The sequence below is a fragment of the Pseudomonas sp. SWRI68 genome (genome assembly GCF_014269165.1).
GTDB lineage: Bacteria > Pseudomonadota > Gammaproteobacteria > Pseudomonadales > Pseudomonadaceae > Aquipseudomonas > Aquipseudomonas capeferrum.
Map to the genome: position 1 here is coordinate 245889 of NZ_JABWRU010000005.1, position 18894 is coordinate 264782.

The 18894-nt window shown below is 62.7% G+C and carries 11 protein-coding genes; 4 read left to right on the forward strand and 7 right to left on the reverse strand.

The window, feature by feature from the left end; translation table 11 throughout:
- Nucleotides 1-38 precede the first annotated feature (38 nt).
- From HU770_RS10700 to nrfB, 3 genes are read right to left on the reverse strand one after another with little or no spacing between them, the layout of a single operon-like run.
- Nucleotides 39-878, reverse strand: coding sequence for a DUF4434 family protein (locus tag HU770_RS10700; RefSeq protein ID WP_186659084.1), 840 nt, complete (start codon nucleotides 876-878; stop codon nucleotides 39-41).
- Nucleotides 878-3880, reverse strand: a complete 3003-nt coding sequence (locus HU770_RS10705; RefSeq protein ID WP_186663642.1) for a phage receptor — start codon at nucleotides 3878-3880, stop codon at nucleotides 878-880. Before HU770_RS10705 ends, HU770_RS10700 begins: the two co-directional genes overlap by 1 nt.
- On the reverse strand, nucleotides 3877-6051 hold the full coding sequence (nrfB, locus tag HU770_RS10710) for a cyclic di-3',5'-guanylate-activated glycosyltransferase NrfB (RefSeq protein WP_186663643.1): 2175 nt from the start codon (nucleotides 6049-6051) through the stop codon (nucleotides 3877-3879). The genes HU770_RS10705 and nrfB overlap by 4 nt, the downstream gene beginning before the upstream one ends.
- A gap of 228 nt (nucleotides 6052-6279) precedes the next feature.
- Between nrfB and HU770_RS10715 the strand changes: the two genes are divergently transcribed.
- Both HU770_RS10715 and ilvA read left to right on the forward strand, forming a co-directional pair.
- A complete protein-coding gene (locus tag HU770_RS10715) occupies nucleotides 6280-6711 on the forward strand; it encodes a PACE efflux transporter (RefSeq protein WP_033697625.1) in 432 nt (143 codons plus the stop codon).
- Nucleotides 6712-6892: 181 nt separating this feature from the next.
- On the forward strand, nucleotides 6893-8455 hold the full coding sequence (gene ilvA, locus HU770_RS10720; RefSeq protein WP_186663644.1) for a threonine ammonia-lyase, biosynthetic: 1563 nt from the start codon (nucleotides 6893-6895) through the stop codon (nucleotides 8453-8455).
- 48 nt (nucleotides 8456-8503) lie between these two features.
- Here ilvA and HU770_RS10725 read toward each other — a convergent pair whose 3' ends face one another.
- The 4 genes from HU770_RS10725 to HU770_RS10740 form a co-directional block, all read right to left on the reverse strand.
- Nucleotides 8504-9685 (reverse strand): hypothetical protein, encoded by a 1182-nt coding sequence (locus HU770_RS10725; RefSeq protein WP_186663645.1) that lies wholly within the window; start codon nucleotides 9683-9685, stop codon nucleotides 8504-8506.
- 80 nt (nucleotides 9686-9765) lie between these two features.
- A complete protein-coding gene (locus HU770_RS10730; RefSeq protein WP_033697631.1) occupies nucleotides 9766-10233 on the reverse strand; it encodes a VOC family protein in 468 nt (155 codons plus the stop codon).
- 130 nt (nucleotides 10234-10363) lie between these two features.
- Nucleotides 10364-11983 (reverse strand): NADP-dependent glyceraldehyde-3-phosphate dehydrogenase, encoded by a 1620-nt coding sequence (locus HU770_RS10735; RefSeq protein ID WP_186663646.1) that lies wholly within the window; start codon nucleotides 11981-11983, stop codon nucleotides 10364-10366.
- 247 nt (nucleotides 11984-12230) lie between these two features.
- Nucleotides 12231-16070: a leucine-rich repeat domain-containing protein gene (locus HU770_RS10740; RefSeq protein WP_186663647.1), complete on the reverse strand. Its 3840-nt coding sequence runs from the start codon at nucleotides 16068-16070 to the stop codon at nucleotides 12231-12233.
- A 332-nt stretch (nucleotides 16071-16402) separates the two neighbouring features.
- Here HU770_RS10740 and HU770_RS10745 point away from each other — a divergent pair, with 332 nt between their 5' ends.
- Together HU770_RS10745 and HU770_RS10750 are read left to right on the forward strand one after the other, a co-directional pair.
- Nucleotides 16403-17557 carry a hypothetical protein gene (locus tag HU770_RS10745; RefSeq protein ID WP_186659065.1) on the forward strand — a complete coding sequence of 385 codons (1155 nt, stop codon included), beginning with the start codon at nucleotides 16403-16405 and terminating at the stop codon, nucleotides 17555-17557.
- Between the two features lie 41 nt (nucleotides 17558-17598).
- Nucleotides 17599-18717 carry a glycosyltransferase family 61 protein gene (locus tag HU770_RS10750; RefSeq protein ID WP_186663648.1) on the forward strand — a complete coding sequence of 373 codons (1119 nt, stop codon included), beginning with the start codon at nucleotides 17599-17601 and terminating at the stop codon, nucleotides 18715-18717.
- Nucleotides 18718-18894 lie beyond the last annotated feature (177 nt).

Below are 18894 nucleotides of genomic sequence, written 5' to 3' on the forward strand. Positions count from 1 at the left end.
CAGCTCCGTTGAGGCATGCACGTTCTGCACAGACAGATTCAATTCTGCGGCAAGACTCCCCTGGCCCAAGGCCGGTAGCGCAAGTCGAACACGGCTTCGGCATGGCAACCCGTGCCCAGTTTCGGCTCTGCAGGCTGCGCCTTGAACACCTGCCCCGGTGCACTCACCTGGCGAAACGCTTCACGCACCACGCCCACCCGGCACGGCAGGGCCTGTTCATAACCGTCACGTACCAGCGCTGGCAGCCTTCCAGTACCGGCCCCGTCCTGCCACCAGACAGTCAAACCCAAGCTTGCCAGTTGACCCAGCCATGCGCCGTTGACCCGCGGTGCTAGCTTGCCCACGCTGAAAGCACTGATATGCAAGGGCTTGTCCAGTTGCCGGTTGAATGCCTGCAATTGGCTGTACAGCGCGTCGCGCCTGCTCGACTCGCGAAAGTGCAGGTCGTCCAACTCCATGGGCAAGTACCAGCCGTCCACTGCCAGCTGCCAGCCATCCCGCAATTGCGTGTACTGGCCCAGCGAACGCCCCAGCTGGGCTTTCCAGTAACTGCTCAGGCCCTCGCCATCCAGTTGCTCCAGGCGCTGGTAATAGGACGGGTCCATGTACAGCCCAAGTACCAGCTCAAGCCCCTGGGCGCGAGCTTCGCGCAGGCTGTTGGCCAGCCAACCCTTTGCCCCGCCAAAATCGCTGTCGCCGTAGGCACTCCACTGCACGATCAAGGTCTTGCCACCCTGCGCCGCAGTGGCACGCCACAGTTGTTGCCACTGGGCCGGGGTAACGCTCGCATCGCGGTTGAGTGGCTGGTAGAACAGGCGTTGGTCTGCCGCAGCCGGCAGGCACAGGGTTAGCAGGCAGATCGCCAGGAGCGTGCGCATCAGAAGGTCATCTCCGCACCAAGCAGCACGCCATTGGCGCGCTCGTAGAGGTTGCCGCCCAGCGATTGCTGGTACTCGGCACGCACTTTCAGCGAGCCACGATAAGCGTTGTAGCGGTCGTCATCGAACCACCACTGCCAGCGCAGGCCAACCCCGGCACGGGCATCCTGGCGCCAGTCGTTGCTCGGGTCCTGGCTGGATAACTCGACAAAGCCATAGGGCATGAGGGTTTGCGGCGAATTACCCGGCAGCTTCCAGGTATGGCCCTGCTGGTAGCGCGATAACCAGGCGTGATCGCCGGCGCGGGTCCACCAGGCGGCGTCCAGGTACAGGAAACGCTCGTTCCAGTGGTCTTGGTCGATGCGCCAGTCATTGCGCCAGTCACCCTGGTCGAGGAACGAGGCCGTGGCGCGCAACAACAGGTCGTTGCTCGACTCGGCGTGGTGGCGCAGGTCGCCCCAGTTGCCGCCTACCTTGGCCGGGCTGAGCAACTCGCCAAGGCTCAGGCCGCTGTAATGCTCGGTGTCGATCTGCCGTTGGTGGTAAAGCTCAGCGTACAGGTTGAGGTTGGCCTGGCCCAAGGGCTTGTAGCGCAGGCCAACACCTGTGCCCATGCTTTGCGCATAGTCGGTGCGGCTCTGGCCGCCGAACAGCACGCGACCGTAGACCGAGAGGGTACTGCCGTTGCGGCTAGGTTCCTCGCCCAGGGCGTGGTCCCACATCGCCAGCTGAACGTTCTGCGACTGTGCGCGCCGTGAGCTGCCGCTGCGCAGGCCGTTGTCGAGGAACTTGTCGTTGGTCGAGGTACCGGCTGGCGACCAGGTACTGGCCAGGGTGATGGTGTCGCGCCGCGACAGGCTCTCGTGGGCGCGGCGCTGGCGGTACTTGCGGGCTTCCAGGCTGCCGTACTCGTCGTCGCCGTCGACCAGTTGCTGCTCCACGTCGATGACCCGGCGCAGCTCGCGGCGCGCGGCGGCGCTGTTTTCCACTTCGTCGTAGCGCAAGGCCAGGGTTTCGCCCAGGCGAAAGTCCTCCGGGAAGTCGCGCGCGGCACGCTCCAGGTAGGGTATCGATTGGCGGCGCTGGGCGTTGTCCTGCGAGCCGGCCAGGCGCATGCCGTAATCGGCGCGGTAACGAGGTTGGTCCGGGGCCAGGCGTACGGCTTCGGCAAGCCACGCTGTGCTCTGGGCGCTGTCACCGGCCAGTTGCGCGGTACTGGAGGCTGCGTAGTAGTGATCGGCGCGTGGCGAATGGGCCACGGCCTGGCGCTGAAAACCCAGGGCTGCCTGAGTATCGCCTTGGCGCTGGGCGATGGCGGCGCCCAGCGCCCAGTCATCGGCGCGGGTGTGTGCGGCGGCGTCCCAGTAGGCACGTGCGGCTTTCGCATCGCCTGCATTCAACGCGCCACGGGCGGCCGTCAGGCGTGCGTTGTCGGTCCAGGCAGGGGCCGGCAGGCTGCGCCAGATCGGTAGCGCGGTTTCGGAGTCGCCAGCAGCCTCCAGCGCATAGGCCAGGGGCAAGCGATTGCCCCTGTCGCCCAACTGTTCGGCAGCCTGGTAATAGACCACGGCCTCGCCGGGCTGGTCGGGCATGGCGCAGCGGCCAAGGGCACGGTATTGGCCGGCCTCGCGTGGCTCGCCAGGGATCGCTAGGCGCACCGCGTCGCACTGGCCGGCTTCGGCTAGGCGGCCGAGCAGCTGGGCGCGGGTGTTGGCGTCGACCCTGGGGATCAGGTCACGCATGCGGCGGCTGTCCAGTGGCCCGTCGTTGCGTGCGTAGAGGTTGCCCAGGCGTTGCAGCAGGGAAGGGCTGAGGCGGCCCTGACGGCGGTCGAAGGCTTGCTCCAGCAACTGCCGGGCGCGCCCGCTCTGGCCCTGCTGCAATAGCAGGAACGTGGCTTGCTCAAGCGCGGCCAGCTCGCCGCTTTGCCGGTAGCGGCGTTCCCACTCGGCCGCGGTACGGGGTTGCGGCGGCTGTGGCGGGTCGCCGTACAGACGCTGCTGGAGCACGGCATAGGCTCGCGGGTCGGTGCTGGCCGTGCAGCCCTTGAGCTGTTCGCGGGCCAGGTCGGGGTCGTGCCGCGACAGCCAGTCGACCGTCTCCAGGCACGGGCGCTGCAGTTCGTTGCTCAGGCGGCGCAGCAGGTGCGCGTCATCACCTTCGCGGGCCAGCGCCCACAGCTGCTGGCGCTGCTCGGGTTGTTGCAACTGCTCGGTCGGCAGTGACTGCAACCAGCGCTGGGCCTGCTGGTTGTGGCCGACGGCGATGGCGCGGTTGGCCATGGCCAGGCGAGCTTGGTTGGCCACGGCCACCGTCGGCGCGCTGAGCAACAGTTTTTTCAGGCCTTGTTCGTCGACCTGCTGGATATAGGCGTTGGCCAGGCGCTGCCAGTCCTGGGCGGGCAACAGGCCCGTTTCGGCCAACGGTTGCAGTTGTTCGATGGTTTCTTTCCAGTTGCGCAACTGTTCGGCGAAGTTAGCCCTGGCCAGGCGCAGGACCTGGCCGTCCTCGCGCGGCGGCAAGTGGTTGAGCCAGTCCAGGGCCTTGGCTGCGCCACCGAACTTGGCCAGGCTCAGGCTGTAGGCCTGCCACAGGCGTACTCGCTGGTTGCCATCGCTGGCGGCGAGCCAGCTCTCCACCTGGCTGGCGGGGGGCGGGTCCTGTTCGATCCAGGTCAGGCGCAGCGCCAGGACAGCATTGGCATACTCCGGGCGGTCGGCAAGCTGATCGGCCAGTGCTTCGGCCTCTTTGTAGCGTCGCTGGTGGGCCAAGGCCTCGACCAGCAGTGCGCGGGCTTCGTCGTTGTTCGGCACCCGCCCCAGCACATGGCGGGTCAGGCGCTCGACCTCGGCCCAGTTGTCGCGCTTGGCCTCGCGGTAACTGCGCTCCATGAACGGGTAGCTGGTGAAGCGCTGGAAGTCGCTCATGGGGGCGGCTGCGCCGGGCAGGGTGGTGGCACACAGCAACAGGCCGGTGAGGGTGAGGGTAAAACGCGGCTTCATGCCACCTCCCGGGTCAGGTCGTAGGCGGCCTGCTGTTCGCTGGCTTGTTCGGCGAGGGCCTGCTGCAGGACGTGCTCAGTGATGATGCCGCGGGCAATCAGGTGCTCACCGAGGGTCTGTTGCTCGGGGTCGAAATCGATCAGGGCCTGGTTGAACAGGGTAACCGGGACCCTGCCACGCACCTGCAGCAGGGCGCCGAGCATCACCTGGTGATGGCTGACTTGCTCCAGCAACTGCGCGTTGTCCTGGTGGCGTTCGAGGACGGCGAGCATGTCGCGGGTTTCGGGCTTCTGCCAGGGGCTCGGGTAGTGGTAGCGCAAGCCGAGGGTGACCCGCCCTTGGGGTGCCAGGCGGCAACTGACCGGGCGTTTCAACTGCCGGCTGATCACCCCCAGCGACACTTGGCTGACCGGGCTTTCGCTGGCCAGGATCAACGTGTCACCGTCCTCCGCCACTGGTAGTACGCCGTAATGGGTGGCCAGCTTGCGCGGCAGTTTTGCGATCAGTTGCGGGTCGAGCTTGAACGGGTTCAGTGGTGCCCAGGGCAGGTCCAGCTGTTCGGCCAGCGTGGCCACCAGTTGTTCGCTGGTCAGCCAGCCGCGCAGCAGCAGTTCACGGCCCAGGCGCCGGCGCACCGGGCTGGTGATTGCCTGTTGCAGTTGCTCGTCGCTGATCAGCCCCTTGGCGACCAGGCGCTGGCCCAGCGGTGTACGTGCAGGTGTGGTAATGGCCGGGAACTCGTGGGTGGTCTTGTCCCAGGCAACGCGGCGTGAGTCGCCCATCTCCATGACCTGGCGCAGGGCACGAAGGTTGGCGAAGAAGTTGACGAAGTTGCTCCACATCATCCTGGGCGCCGACAACAGGCCCTCGCCGATTCCGTAGAAACGGGTGACGAACCAGCCGCGCTGGAACAGGCGATTGAACAGCATCAGGCCGTTGAGCCAGAGCAGTGTCGACAACAGCCAGCTGTCACTCAGTATCGACATGAAACGCCAGGACTCCGGCGCGATCACCGTCACCAGCCACATGGCCAACAGCACCAGCAGCAACAGGTTGACCAGGAAGCTCAGCAAGTAGGCGAACAGTCCGCGGCGGTCGCGCCAGAGAAAGTAGTTGAGCGCGCCCGTGCGGCTCCAGCCCAGGTTGCTGGTGCCCTGGAACACAATACCGACGATCCACCGCGACTTCTGCCGGATGGCATGCTGCCAGTCGCGGGGGAAATGCTCACGCACGCAGATCACCTGGGAAAAGTCGCGGCTCATGCCGGGGCGCCACGCTTGCTTGAGGGTCAGCGCCGGGTCACTGATCGAGTAGCGGGCGAAGATGCACTTCATGCCTTTTTGCTTCAGGCGAAAACCGATGTCGTAGTCTTCAGTGAGGCTCTGCACGTCGAAGGCGATACCATCGCCGTCTTCGAGCAGCGCGGCGATGGCCCGGCGGCTGAAGCAGGTGCCGACCCCGGCGCTGGGCACCTGGCCGGTCAAGGCTTCGCGCACGATGACATCCTTGCCGTGGTTCTCGGCGAACTCGTCGACGTAGTGGCCTGCGGTGAAACCCTTCCAGTCCGGTGCGTAGGGGTAGACCGGGATCTGGATCATGTCCTTGTTCGGCAGCAGGTAGTTGAACAGGCGCAGTTCCATGGGCGAGATCACATCTTCGGCATCGTGCAGGATGAAGCCGGCGAACTCGATGCGCGCTTCATTCTGGAAGCGCAGCAGCGCGTCGATGATGTTGTTCAGGCAGTCGGCTTTGCTGGTGGGCCCGGGGCGGGCGCAGACCACCTTGTGCACGTTGGGGTAGTGCAGGCATACCGCGTCGACATCCGCCTGGGTCTGTGGGTCGTTGGGGTAGGTGCCAACAAAGATCTGGTAGTTTTCATAGTCGATGGTCGACGCCGCCAGGCGCGCCATTTCACCGACCACACCCACCTCGTTCCAGGCCGGGACCATGATCGCCAGGGGCTTCTCAGGCACTTCGTACAGGCGTTTTTCGTCGGCCTTTTCGTACTTGTCGTAAATGCGGAAGCGGCGGATCAGCTTGCGACCCCAGTAGCACAGGTCGATGAACAGGTCATCCAGCCCGAGCAGGAACATCAGCGAGGCGAGTATGATCGCCAGGATCTTCAGGCCGAACAGCACATAGGTAAGAAAATCGATGAATGCCAGGCTCATGCGTTGTCCTCGTACGGCTCCCTGGACGAAGGTGCATGACGTGTCGCCGCGTGCACGGCATTTATACAAGCAGCCCAATACAGGGTTGTCCAATACGTGCTGGGCAGGCCACAGCGGCGCACAGTGCGGTCGAGCCTTTTATTGAATGGTTAGTCAGATATGAATTTCAGCCTTTTTCTTGTGGGCCACATCTTGTAGCTTGGTAGGTCGTTTTTCAGGGAGCTGAACATGCAAGGCAAGGCACGCAAAATCGTCCAGGCCATCCTCTACGAAGCCATCGCCGTGGCCTGCGTGGCACCAGCGCTGGAACTGGCGTTTGCTGCCGGTATGGCCCAATCGGCCGCGCTGTCGGTGCTCATGTCGGGCATTGCCATGAGCTGGAACATGGCCTTCAACTGGGCGTTCGAGCGCTGGGAGGCCCGCCAGCAGCAGCGTAAGCGCACCTTCATGCGCCGGGTCTTGCATGCCTTGGGTTTTGAAGGCGGGCTGGTGGTGATTCTGCTGCCGCTGGTGGCGTGGTGGCTGGATGTGAGCCTGTGGGCGGCGTTTCTGACCAACCTGGCACTGTTCGTGTTCTTCTTCGTCTATGCCTTCGTGTTCCAGTGGGGCTTCGACAAGGTCTTCGATGTGCCGCTTTCGGCGCAGCAGGCAAAGTGTTGACTTGCTGCCATGCGGCGGGATAAGTTCTTACCCCATGAACACATTCCCGCACGTGAACGCCATTATTATTACCGCCATTATCAGTTTGGCGGGCTAGCGCGTACGTGCACCTAACCCGCCCTGGAGGCGGGTTTTTACTCTCTGACTCCTGGGCACCGTGAAAACAGCCAAGGAGTCATCGATGACCAGCTTCAGCGCCAACCTGCGTACCCCGCCCACGCCCCAGCAGCTACTCTCGGAGCAGGTGCGGCGCATTCTCTCAGCGCCCGTCTACGACCTGGCCATCGAAACACCGCTGCAGCCAGCGCCAGCGCTGTCTGCCAGCCTGCGCAACCAGGTGTTGCTCAAGCGTGAAGACCTGCAACCCACGTTCTCGTTCAAGATCCGCGGTGCCTACACGCGGCTGTCGCGTCTGACAGCGGCCCAGCGTGAACGCGGGGTGATCACCGCGTCGGCGGGCAACCACGCCCAGGGCGTCGCCCTGGCAGCTTCGCACCTGGGCCTGAAAGCCACCATCGTCATGCCAACCACCACACCTTCGCTGAAGGTCGAGGGTGTGCGTTCGCGGGGTGGCCACGTGGTGCAGTACGGTGAGAGCTTCCCCCACGCACTGGCCCATGCCCTGCAGCTGGCCGAGCAAGAGGGCGCTACCTTCGTGCCACCCTTCGATGACCCGGATGTGATCGCCGGGCAAGGTACGGTGGCCATGGAGATCCTGCGCCAGCACCCGGGTGATCTGCATGCGATCTTCGTCCCGGTGGGCGGTGGCGGGTTGGTGGCGGGCATTGCCGCCTACGTGAAATACCTGCGGCCCGAGGTCAAGGTGATCGGCGTCGAGCCGGAAGACTCCAACTGCCTGCAGGCTGCGCTGGCCGCAGGCGAACGGGTGATCCTGCCCCAGGTCGGCACGTTTGCCGATGGTGTGGCGGTGGCGCAGATCGGTGCCCATTGCTTCGAGCTGTGCCGGCACTTCGTCGATGAGGTGGTGACCGTCAACAGCGATGAGCTGTGCGCGGCGATCAAGGACATCTACGACGACACCCGCTCGATCACCGAGCCTTCCGGTGCCCTGGCCGTGGCCGGTATCAAGAAGTATGTGGCCCGCGAGGGGGGGCAGGGGCAGACCCTGGTCGCCATCGACTCCGGCGCCAACGTCAATTTCGACCGCCTGCGGCATGTGGCCGAGCGGGCAGAACTGGGCGAGCAGCGCGAGGCGATCATCGCCGTGACCATCCCTGAGCAACCGGGCAGCTTCCGCGCCTTCTGCCAGGCACTGGGCAAACGCCAGATCACCGAGTTCAACTACCGCTACTACCCGGGCAAGGAAGCGCGTCTGTTTGTCGGGGTGCAGACCCACCCGCTGCACGACCCACGTGAAAAGCTGCTGGCCAGCCTCGCCGAGCAGGGTTACAGCGTACTCGACCTGACCGACAACGAACTGGCCAAGCTGCATGTGCGCCACACCGTGGGCGGGCATGCAGCGCCTGGGGCGGATGAGCGTGTGCTGCGCTTCGAGTTCCCGGAGCGGCCAGGTGCGCTGCTGGGCTTCCTGGAGCGGTTGGGCAAACGTTGGAACATCAGCCTGTTCCATTACCGCAACCATGGCGCCGCAGAAGCGCGGGTATTTGCTGCACTTGAAGTGCCGGCCGATGAGCAGGCGAGGTTGCCCCAGGCATTGGACGAGATGGGGTATCGCTATTGGGACGAGACCGAGAACCCGGCTTACCAGCTGTTTCTTGGTTGATCTGAGTACAACCTCAGGTGTTGGACGCACATCCAACACCTGAGGGTTTCAGCGCTCCCGCATGAAGAAACCCGCCACAAACTTGCGGAAGGTCTCCAGGCTCTTGAAGTCGGCGTAGCGCTTGAAGTTCTCGGCATCCGGCTCGGGGCCGATCGGTTGCTCCAGCAGCGACACGGACAACACCCGGTCCTGATCCGACGTCAGGACCAGTTCATCCATCACCTGGCCGCCGATCACCGGTCGGCGCATCTGCACCTTCACACCCTTGCTGGCCATCCAGTCGATCAGCGACACCAGCGCCTTGAGCGGCTCGCGCTCTTCATCGCGGTACACCGGGAACAGGTGGGCACGCGACAGCACCGGTACGCTGGCCACATGGATCAGTTCGTAGAAATGGCTACCGGCGCTGGTGGGCGAGTACAGCGCCAATGCCAACAGGGGGCCGGTCGTGCGGTTGCCGCCCCAATAGAGGTGATGGCCCTGGAAATCGAACCCCTCGTCGCTGCGGTTATTGAACAGCTTGCGCCCTTTGATCTGGTCGACACAGTCGAGCATCAGGCCATGCCGGCGGTGGTTGCCGAACACCGTGGCCTCGCGCAGCCGGGCCTTGAGCATCATCATGTGCTTCATGTCCAGGCGGGTTTCCAGGTAGTTGCTGGCCGGCACCCGCTCCAGCAGCGGGTAGCGGCTGGCAACGCTGCGCAATTCGGCAAACTGCCCGGTGAGGTCTTTTTTCAGGTGGGTGGCGTAGAGGTTCAGGCCGCTGATCTCGACCCAGGTCAGCAACAGCGACAGCAACCGTTGCTGTTCGCGCCGGTCGTTGCCATCACCGCCGCCGTTGTCCTGGGCCGGGCGAAAGTCACCGATCAGGCGCAACGGTGTATCGGGTGGCAACCACGCGGCGGGTGGGGCAGGGTCGTCTTCGCGCTCTGCGGCTTCACGCTCGTCCTTGGTGAACGGGCAGCCCGGTGCATGCTCGGCGGTACCGGGGTTGTTTTTCAAGAACAGCGTGCCGGTGCTGCCATTGAGGGTCACGTTGAGCACCGGCAGGGCGTCCTTGCGGCAGTCGCAGGCCAGCCACTGGTTGGCGTTACGCACCTTCATCAGCAGCTGGTTGGCCTGCAGCAGCTGTGGGCCGACGAGCGTACCTGTGCTGAAACCGACCAGCAGTTCTTCTTCGGCAAGTGTGAGGCTGCGCACCTGCGCGGCGGTTTTATCGATGATACGCATTGACGGGCAGCTCCAAGCTACGAGCCCCAAGCTTCAAGCAAAGCGCTTTCACTTTCAACTTGAGGCGCGCAGCCGGCGGCTTAGTTGCCACTGAACAGTTTGGCCGCGCGGGCACGGATTTCTTCCGGGGTGAGGTCCTCTTTGTGCGTGGAGATGAACCACAGGTTGCCGAACGGGTCTTTCAGGGTGCCGCTGCGGTCACCGTAGAACTGATCCTGCAGCGGCCGCAGCGCAGTGGCGCCCGCTGCTATGGCCTGGGCGTAGACCTGGTCGCAGTCTTCGACGTACAGGTGCAGGCCGATGGCCGCGCCATCGACATGCTGGCTGGCGGTAAGCCCGCCCTCCATGTCGCACGGGTCGGCGAGCATCAGTGACGAGTCGCCAATCTTCAGCTCGGCGTGACCGACGCGGCCGTCAGGGCCGTCGAGGCGGAACATTTCGATGGCGCCGAAGGCCTGCTTGTAGAAGTCGATGGCCTTGGCGGCGTCTTTGATGCCTAGGTAAGGGGTGATGCTGTGCTGGCCTTCGGGGATGGGTTTGGCTGACATGGTATGGCCTCCTTTTGCATTGGCAGTGCTGGCCGCTTGCGAGGGCAAGGCCGACACTGATCGCGAAGCTGTATGTTTATACAGCTTGACGACCAATGCAAATGCCATTTCTCCATTAAGCGCTGGCGGGTTAGAAGATGTAGTCGGTGGTCAGGAAGCTCGATTGGCGATTGCGGATGATCTCACTGATCAGCGCTTTGTTGGCTTCCTGGAACTTGGTCGCCACCAGCGTGCGGATCGAGAACACGCGCAAAGCGTCATGCACCGACAGCGTACCTTCGGCGCTGTTCTTGCGGCCGTTGAACGGGTAGGTGTCTGGCCCGCGCTGGCACTGGGCGTTGATGTTGATGCGGCCGACCTGGTTGGCAAAGGTATCGACCAGGCTACCAATGGTCGCCGGGTCGTTGCCGAACAAGCTCAGCTGCTGCCCGTAATCGGAATCGAGCACGTAGTCGATGACGGTCTGCAGGTCGCGGTAGGGCACCACCGGCACCAGCGGCCCGAACTGCTCTTCGTGGTACACGCGCATTTCAGGGTTCACCGGGTAGAGCAGGGCGGGGTAGAAGAACGAGCCGCGGCTCTGCCCGCCGCCTTCGTTGATGACGCGGGCGCCCTTGGCCGTGGCATCGGCCACCAGGCCGTCGAGGTAGTCGACTTTGCCCGGCTCCGGCAAAGGCGTCAGCGCGACGCCTGGCTCCCACGGCATGCCCGGCTTGAGCGCGGCCAGCTTGCGCTGGAATTTATCCAGGAAGACCTCGACCACATCCTCGTGGACGAACAGTATCTTCAGCGCAGTGCAGCGTTGGCCGTTGAATGACAGGGCGCCGGTGACGGCCTCTTCGACGGCGTTGTCCAGGTCGACCTGGGGCAGCACGATGCCGGGGTTCTTGGCGTCCAGGCCGAGCGCCGCGCGCAGGCGGTGTGGGCGTGGGTGCAGTTTCTTCAGGTCGCTGGCGGCCTTGTGGGTGCCGATGAAGGCGAACACGTCGACCAGGCCGCTGGCCATGAGCGCGCTGACGGTCTCGCGGCCCCGGCCATAGATGACGTTGATCACCCCAGGCGGGAAGCTGTCGCGGAAGGCTTCGAGCAACGGGCGAATCAGCAGCACGCCAAACTTGGCCGGCTTGAACACCACGGTATTGCCCATGATCAGCGCGGGGATCAACGTGGTGAAGGTTTCATTGAGGGGATAGTTGTATGGCCCCATGCACAGTGCCACGCCCAGTGGCGCCCGACGGATCTGGCCAAGGGTGCCTTGTTCGAGCTCGAAACGGCTTGAGCGGCGGTCGAGATCCTTGAGTGCATTGATGGTGTCGACGATGTAGTCGCAGGTGCGGTCGAACTCTTTTTCCGAGTCCTTGAGGTTCTTGCCGATTTCCCACATCAGCAGTTTGACCACCGCCTGGCGCTGTTCGCGCATGCGTGCAAGGAAGCTTTCGACGTGCTGTATGCGCTCGGCCACGCGCATCGTTGGCCAGGCGCCGCGGCCTTTGTCGTAGGCCTGTACGGCGGCATCCAGCGCGGTAAGGGCGGTGTCGGCGTCAAGCAGCGGGGCGCTGCCGAGCACCACCTGCTGCTCGCCGTCGGCCTGCTTCAGCCAGACCGGGCTGCGCACCGTGGCCAGTGGGCCGTCCCAGCGTATGAGCTGGCCGTTCACCAAGTAGTCGCGTTGTTCCAGGGGGGCTTCCAGGCGCCAGGTGTCGGGGATGTTGTCGGCGGTGGGGAAGAGTGAATCGAGCAGACGGTTCATGGGTACTGCACCTCACATATCTGAGCGGATTGCGTGCCGGGTGAAACGGTTCAGCTCGAGCATGCACCGGCCGCAGGAAAAACACCAGTCTGGCTCAACATTGCCTGCGCTGCGCCGATACAGCACTCAGGGGCAAGGTTACCTGATGGGGCGGCCGATGCCCGCTGCCGAATTGCATGGCTGGATGGCGCGCAACCCGTGCAGGCAGCGCCTGTCACCTGGGTGACAGACGCGTTTGCCGATCAATTCACAGTGGCAGGTTGAACAGGTTGTAGGGCGGGTGCGTCAACCATTCCTCGCGCAGTACCTGGTCAGCGTCGATGGCTGCCAGGCGGCGCCAGAATTCCGCTCGCGCTTGCTGGGGCTGGCTTCGAAAAAAATCGTCGCCGAGCAGTGGCCTGAGGTCGCGACGATACTGCAGCGGAAAGCGTTGCCAAAGTGCGGCTTCCTCAGGCCCGGTTTGCTCGAAGAACTCGTCATAGTCACTTTCACTTACCAGCAGATCGACCTGATGGGCCGTGTTGTAAGCATCAATTTGTGCAAGCACGCTTTCGCCGAGCCATTCACTTTCCAGGCATAGGGCCTGGGCGGACGGTTGCGGGAGGCTGAAGCCGTCGGGCAATTGCAGGAACTGGTTGCTCGACATGTCCAGGACCATAGGTTCGGCGATCCGCTCCAGGCCTGCGGGTAACTCGGTCAGCCCGCAATCATTCAGGAACAGGGTTTTCAGGTGATCAAGCCCATTCAAGTCAGGGGCCTCCAGCAGTGGGTTGCCCGAAAGGTCGAGGACTACGAGCCCGGAGCATTGATTCAAGGATGCTTGTGCGCGGTAGTCCCAAGTGATGCGGTTGTTGTCCAGGTCGAGCCATGTCAATCGACCAGGGTTGGCCAAACGGGGTAGTGAATTGAAGCGGCATTTGGACAGCAACAAACGTCTCAGCCCGGGAAGGCGCTCATGGAGCACTGCGGGTAACTGGCTGAGCGAGGGGTTATTGCTCAGCGACAAGTGCTCCACATGGGTGAAGTCGTCCGGCAAGACCAGGCTGGCCAAATCCTGGTCTTCAAGCTCCAGGCCGGAAAGGTCGAGGCTGTAGATGCGCCCCCCGCCCCCGAGCGAAACCGTCGAGAGGCGCCGCCAGGCGTTGACGATCGGGCGGATCGCTCGCTGCCGCTGGTGTGGGCGCTGCGGGTCGGGGCGGGCCCACTCGTGCAGGTCGCGGCGCAGGGTATCCAGGCGTTGCTGCAGGTCGCGCAGTCTTTGTGTGGGGGAGCGAAGGGCATTGTCCTCAGTCTCATCATCTTCTTGCCCGCTTTCAAGCGCATCCTCGATCTCTGAATCGGTGGCATTGGGGTACAGGCGGCGGTAGGCCCCGGCCAGTGAACTCGTTTGGCGCGGGTGCGGTGGTTCGGGGTCAAGCGGGCGCCCCCCACGTAGCTGGCCGGGGAGCGCGCGTCGCATGGCGCCATGCCCCCACAGTCTTTGCGCAAGGGCGTCCCTGTTTTCGTTGGTCCAGCTCTGGATGCGCTGGCGAATCGAACCCCCATCTGCCTCGGTGATCGCCAGTGCGCCACGATCGGCCTGCGGCAGCGCCTGTTCGATTGCGCGGCACAGGTCCTGGTCCCGCGTGGCGGGGGCAGGGCGCTGCCCCAGGTCAGCTTCATAGCCTTCTGTAGACCTGATGACCCGGCAGATGCGCCTGGCCTGGTCACTGCCAACACTGTCGAGCAGCGGGCCTTCGGGGCTACCGGCACGCAGCTCCAGGCGTACATCGCGCGGCCAGTCAGGCCAGTCAGCGAGGGCGCTGAACAGCAGGCGTTCGCTTTCGGCACTGGCCCGAGCCGGCACCAGCACGCCTTCCAAGGCACGTACAAGAGGCAGTTCGCTGTGTGTATGTTCAATTTGTTGGCGCAGCCAGGCAGGTAACGTTGCGTCGTGTTCCCAGGCCAGTGCTTCTACAGCGTCCAGTGGCGCCAGCAAGCGCCTGGCCAGTGCGGCCGACAGGCGAGGGTAGGCCTGCAGTAACCGATCTGTTGCGGGCTCGATGGGCCCCTCGCCGTTATACAGGCGCGCGAACAAGGCCTCTGGCGCGTCGCCACCCAGTGCTTGCGCCTCGGCTTGCGCGGCCATGCGCTGCAAGGTGTCGAGCAGCAACACAGGTGCCGGCTGCCCCTCGAGGTGTACGCGGCGCAAGCTGGCTGCATCGCTACCACTGATGCGGCCTGCCAGGGTAAGTTGGTCTGCCGTCAGTGCAGGGTAGTCTTGCCCCAAACGACGTATCAGTACCGCGAACGACCACTGTGATGGCTGTTCATGACAGCCGCGCCAAGCGCCCTGTTCGTTGTGTTCCAGCGGGGGTTGCCAAGCGTCTTGCACGTGGGGGTGGACGATACGCCATTGCTGTGATTCATTGTCCAGGCGTTGCTCGTAGAGATGGCCATCCATGCGAATGAAATACCGGCCGTCGAGCAGGTACTGGCCCTGTGCGTTGGCTTGTACGTGCTCCGGTAACGGCTGGTCGCTGCGGTAAGGTGTGAGATCAGGTTGCCAGAGCTTGTAGCCGCCATCGCTGCTGCGCACCTCCTGCAGCTGCTCCAGCAGCGGGCTTTTGAACAGCTTCGGTACCACGTGGCCTGCAGTCGCCAAGCCAGCGGCAAGTGCCAGATTCAGCCCGGCCGCCTCCAGATGGCCCAGTGCCAAATGGCGATCACCCTGATGCCAGGCTTCATAACCCTCGTACACTTCGCCAAGCAGTTGGCACGCTGTCACCGCCAGCATCAGCGTGCCCACGGCAGGAATGAAGAAACCGGCCAGGTTGAGCGCATCCAGGCCACGGTCTTCCCACGCTTGCAGACGGCTCGCCCGCGCCTTGGCATCGGCTTCAGCCGTTGGCACCGCCAGTTGGCGTGCTTCGCGCTTGAGGCGGTCTACGTGCAGCGCCTGATAGAAACCGAACGGCTCCTCGGTGATGGCTAGCCGCGTCGGGCGCAGGTCTGCATGACTGGCCCGCGACCATGCCTGGTCGTCGGCAGACGTGCCCGAGGCATCAAGGTTTTGGTGCAGCAAGTCGAGAAAGTGTTGATGCTGGCTCTGCTCAATGTAAGCCATGAACATCTGCCGGGTGGCGGGCTCCAGCAACAGGGCCGCCAATGCGTCGTGAACTGCATCAAGATCGGTAACTAGCCGCAGCGCCTCGTGGCCGGGCAGATAGAGCAGCAGCCCGGCGCGCCCTGCTTCGATCAGCATGACCTCGTGCAGCGTGATACCGAATAACGCCAGTTGCCAGCACGGCAGATTATCGCCCTGCAACAAAAGGTCGACGTGGTCACGCGTGGCACCGCTCAGTTCATGGCGCAGGTAGGCCAGGTCGGCCGCCAGGCGCAACCGGTCCTTGTACACGGCTATTGCCTGCTCACGTACCGGGGGCTTGGCGAAATGCTGATCCAGATGAGTCTGGTATTGCCCCCCTAAGTCCAGTGTGCGACACAGCGCGGCGAACGAAGCGGGTGCCAGTGGCAATGGATCCACCAGGTAGTGCTCCGTGGGCATCGCAAAGTGCGATGCCGGCGTTTGCGCGCCGGTGAACGCGATGCCCTGCACCTCGGCGGCTGTTACATGAATATTGGCGCTCAGGGCGATGGCACTTTGGGGGGTGAAGGACTCGTCGTCGGCGAAGTTCTGCAGTGCGGCTTGCAGCAGATTGTCGCGTCGATGACTGTAAAGCGTGCGCAGCCCTATCCAATGCCAGGTGCTTTCTACCCGAAGCAGCTCAGTGCCATGCAAGGGTGCCGTGCAGCCCCGCTCGGCGAGGCAAGCTTTGAGTCGCGATTCAGCGAATTCGGCAACTTGTTCAAGCCCCCGCAGCGAGCGAGCGAGCGTGGCTTGCGAGCGTAACAGGCGCGATTGGCTACGCTGTACAGCCTCGCGAAGAGCAGGGGCGGCATTGGCGAACCAGTCCTGGGTGGAATAGGCCGGTGCATGGCTTTGTTTCAAACGCTGCCATTGAGAGGCCGCTATTCGATGGGCCCAGGCAGGAAGCTGTTGCTTGAGCAGGTCTTGATGGGGGGCGAGCGTAGAGAGGGCGGGCATGTTGATGCTCCTTTATGAGGAGCCAGCATCAAACGGCAATTGCTAATAACCAGGTGGTAGCCGAGTAGTGCGCTTAACTGAACATACGTCATGGGTTAGCGTCATAAAGTCATCAAATGCAAACAAGAAATTTGACGCCATAAAATAGGTGTTCATGCTGTCAAAGTGCCGCTTGCCAAAGCGTGGCCTTGCATCTTAAATTGTTACTGAATGTGAGAGTGATGTTTCGTAAGCAATCTTTTATATATCAGCGCGTTGGGTGTGTTTATTGCAGTCAACTGTGATCTTTTGCTGATCTGCCCTTAGACAACATCAAAGGATGTCGAACCAGCATGAAAGAGAACTTGGCGGCTGTTGCACGGAAACTCATCTCTCCCTCCACGCGCTACGAGATCAGGTTGCTCTCCAGCAAAATACGAGAAGTGCTTGGGCGAGCCTGTTTTTGGCGGTGGGAAGTCGCGAGGTTCCGGCTGCAGCAGGAAAGCCCCTACGAGATCCTCTACATCGGCCGTAAGCATCAGCGCGAGATGGCCAAGTTGCTGATTGGTGGCAAGGTACCGGGCACCGGCGCGGTGGCCGCCGGCAGTGCAGAGCCTGAAGCGTCGACCCATGTGGTGCTGGTGAGTGAATTGCCCACCACCGGGGCCTTGTCGGTGCCGCACTACCTGAGCGCCGTGGTACCGCTGGGGCGCCCGCTGGAGGACATTACCGCACGCTACGACAGCGAATTGCGCCGCAGCATTCGCAAGAACCGACCGCTCTACCAGATGAGGCAGACACTGTCGGATGAAGAAATCGCAATGGCCGACAGCCAGCTACTGCGCCCCTATGCCACCGCAAGGCAAGGTATTCATGCCGCGCAGTTCCCCACAGACGATGTGTTTCGCATCGCCAAGCATGTAGGGCGTCTGGACCTGATCACCTTGGGCGACGAAGTCATTGGTTGTCACCTGGGGTGTGAAGTGACGCGCGGCGGCAAACGTTATTGGAGCACGCTGCGTTTTGGTTATAGCGAGGCGGTGTTTTCAGATGCAAAAAAACTGCGGGAAGTGAACTCTATCACCACGTTCATGGCGTTGGAGTGGGCGTTGCAACACGGCTTTGATTATTACGATATCGGCCTGTGCCTGGCGCGGCCGGATGACGGCTTGCTGAAATGGAAGAGAAGGCGCGGCGGCGATATCGATTCGTTGGGCAACCATGCCTACCTGTTCGTCAGGCTACCCAAGACCGGCACGGCGAAGTTTCTTTGGGAAACCCCGATGTTCGCTGTCGAAGGCGACAAACTGACCCTGCACCTGGGCTTGCCAGATGGGCCGAGTGAGGAAGAGGTCGCCAGCCGATACCACGAAATGGTGTTTGGCGGGCTGCACAAGATCTACCTCTACGGCACTGCCGGTTCGGGGGAATCCTTTATTGAAACCTTGCGCACGCGTTATGCCAACTTACAGTCGCCGCCGACGATGGAAAGGGTCACATCCAACTGATTCAGAGCGCCAGTGGCCACGCCACCCGGGGGAGCAGCTTCATGGGAAGCGATATGTCGAAATTCAGCGCACCGTCCGCCGGCAAACGGCATAAGTGGACCCTCGCTGCCTACAAGTACATGGCACGTAAGCGACTCGCCCGCAATTCGGCGGTCGACCTGAAAAGCATCGCGTCAAAAAGCTGGGAGATTGCGCCGGGTGAAACAACGCTCTCCCCGCCAGCATTCTTTTTGCCCAATCAGCTCGAGCGGGTGACGGGGTGGGAGGCCAAGCGGTTTTACCCCTATGTGCATCCTGCGCGCACCATGGAAGGCGGCCTCAGCGTTGTGCAGTGCCCTACACGCGGCTACTTGATCAAGGACGTCTGGCTCATAGACGGGGCGCTCTACAAGGGCAAGGCCAGCCATTGGTTATCGTTGAAACCCAGTACCTTTCCGCGGGTTGTCGTCGAGAACGAAATCGAACGAGCGGCCATCTATTGCACGCAAAATGGCAATTCGTGGTTTGGCACCTGGTTGATGGAAGACTGTGTCACTTACGCACTGGCCCGTAACGAGGGCGTGCCGGTGACCACGGCGCCATCAGCCCGCTACCCGTTGTTTTCCCAGGCGCCTGCCTATGAAGACTGGTTAGACATGAAGCCCCTACGTCTGCGCAGTGCGTTTTTCCGTGAACTGGTGCTGTTTGACGATCAGAGCAATAACCGCAGCCGGCATTTACGCTACCGGGCCATGGGTGAAAAACTGCTTTCGCACGTCAACCATGAGCCGCACCCCGGCGTGTTCATATTGCGTGGGGGCGACGGCGACTTGCGTTTCCTGCGCAATGAAAAGGCGATTGCAGAGCACCTGCGCCAGACCCGGGGCTTTCGCGTTGTCGACCCGCTGAAGACCGACGTGCCGAGCATTATTGCAGCCTGTGCCGGCGCCAGAGTGGTGGTCGGGGTTGAAGGCAGCCAGTTGGTTCACGGCGTCAACGTGCTGCAAACCGGTGGCTGCGTGTTGACGTTGCAGCCTCCGAACCGTTTTGTCAGCTATTACAAGTACCTGACGGATCGCGACCAGCAGCACTTCGGCTTTGTGGTGGGCATGCCGGAGGGCGATGGCTTCAGGATCGACATCGAGGAAGTGGAACGCACCCTCGACCTGATGCCCTTATAGCCCGTGTCAGTGCCTGGTTCAAAAACGCCAGATTTCGGTTCGCAAGCTCAACGATTGGCATTTGCCTTCTCACCGATGAAACGCAATCACTTCCACGCTTATTGCCTTCCCTTGCCGATATCGCACATCGCTGGGGTCTTCCGAAAGGAAGAGGTTATAGAATAATCAGGCATTTCA

Coding starts and splice junctions, on each gene's coding strand:
- HU770_RS10715 (WP_033697625.1), top strand. CDS start 6,280: ATGCAAGGCAAGGCACGCAAAATCGTCCAGGCCATCCTCTACGAAGCC.
- HU770_RS10735 (WP_186663646.1), bottom strand. CDS start 11,983: ATGAACCGTCTGCTCGATTCACTCTTCCCCACCGCCGACAACATCCCC.
- HU770_RS10730 (WP_033697631.1), bottom strand. CDS start 10,233: ATGTCAGCCAAACCCATCCCCGAAGGCCAGCACAGCATCACCCCTTAC.
- HU770_RS10740 (WP_186663647.1), bottom strand. CDS start 16,070: ATGCCCGCCCTCTCTACGCTCGCCCCCCATCAAGACCTGCTCAAGCAA.
- HU770_RS10745 (WP_186659065.1), top strand. CDS start 16,403: ATGAAAGAGAACTTGGCGGCTGTTGCACGGAAACTCATCTCTCCCTCC.
- HU770_RS10725 (WP_186663645.1), bottom strand. CDS start 9,685: ATGCGTATCATCGATAAAACCGCCGCGCAGGTGCGCAGCCTCACACTT.
- HU770_RS10750 (WP_186663648.1), top strand. CDS start 17,599: ATGGGAAGCGATATGTCGAAATTCAGCGCACCGTCCGCCGGCAAACGG.
- ilvA (WP_186663644.1), top strand. CDS start 6,893: ATGACCAGCTTCAGCGCCAACCTGCGTACCCCGCCCACGCCCCAGCAG.
- nrfB (WP_186663643.1), bottom strand. CDS start 6,051: ATGAGCCTGGCATTCATCGATTTTCTTACCTATGTGCTGTTCGGCCTG.
- HU770_RS10700 (WP_186659084.1), bottom strand. CDS start 878: ATGCGCACGCTCCTGGCGATCTGCCTGCTAACCCTGTGCCTGCCGGCT.
- HU770_RS10705 (WP_186663642.1), bottom strand. CDS start 3,880: ATGAAGCCGCGTTTTACCCTCACCCTCACCGGCCTGTTGCTGTGTGCC.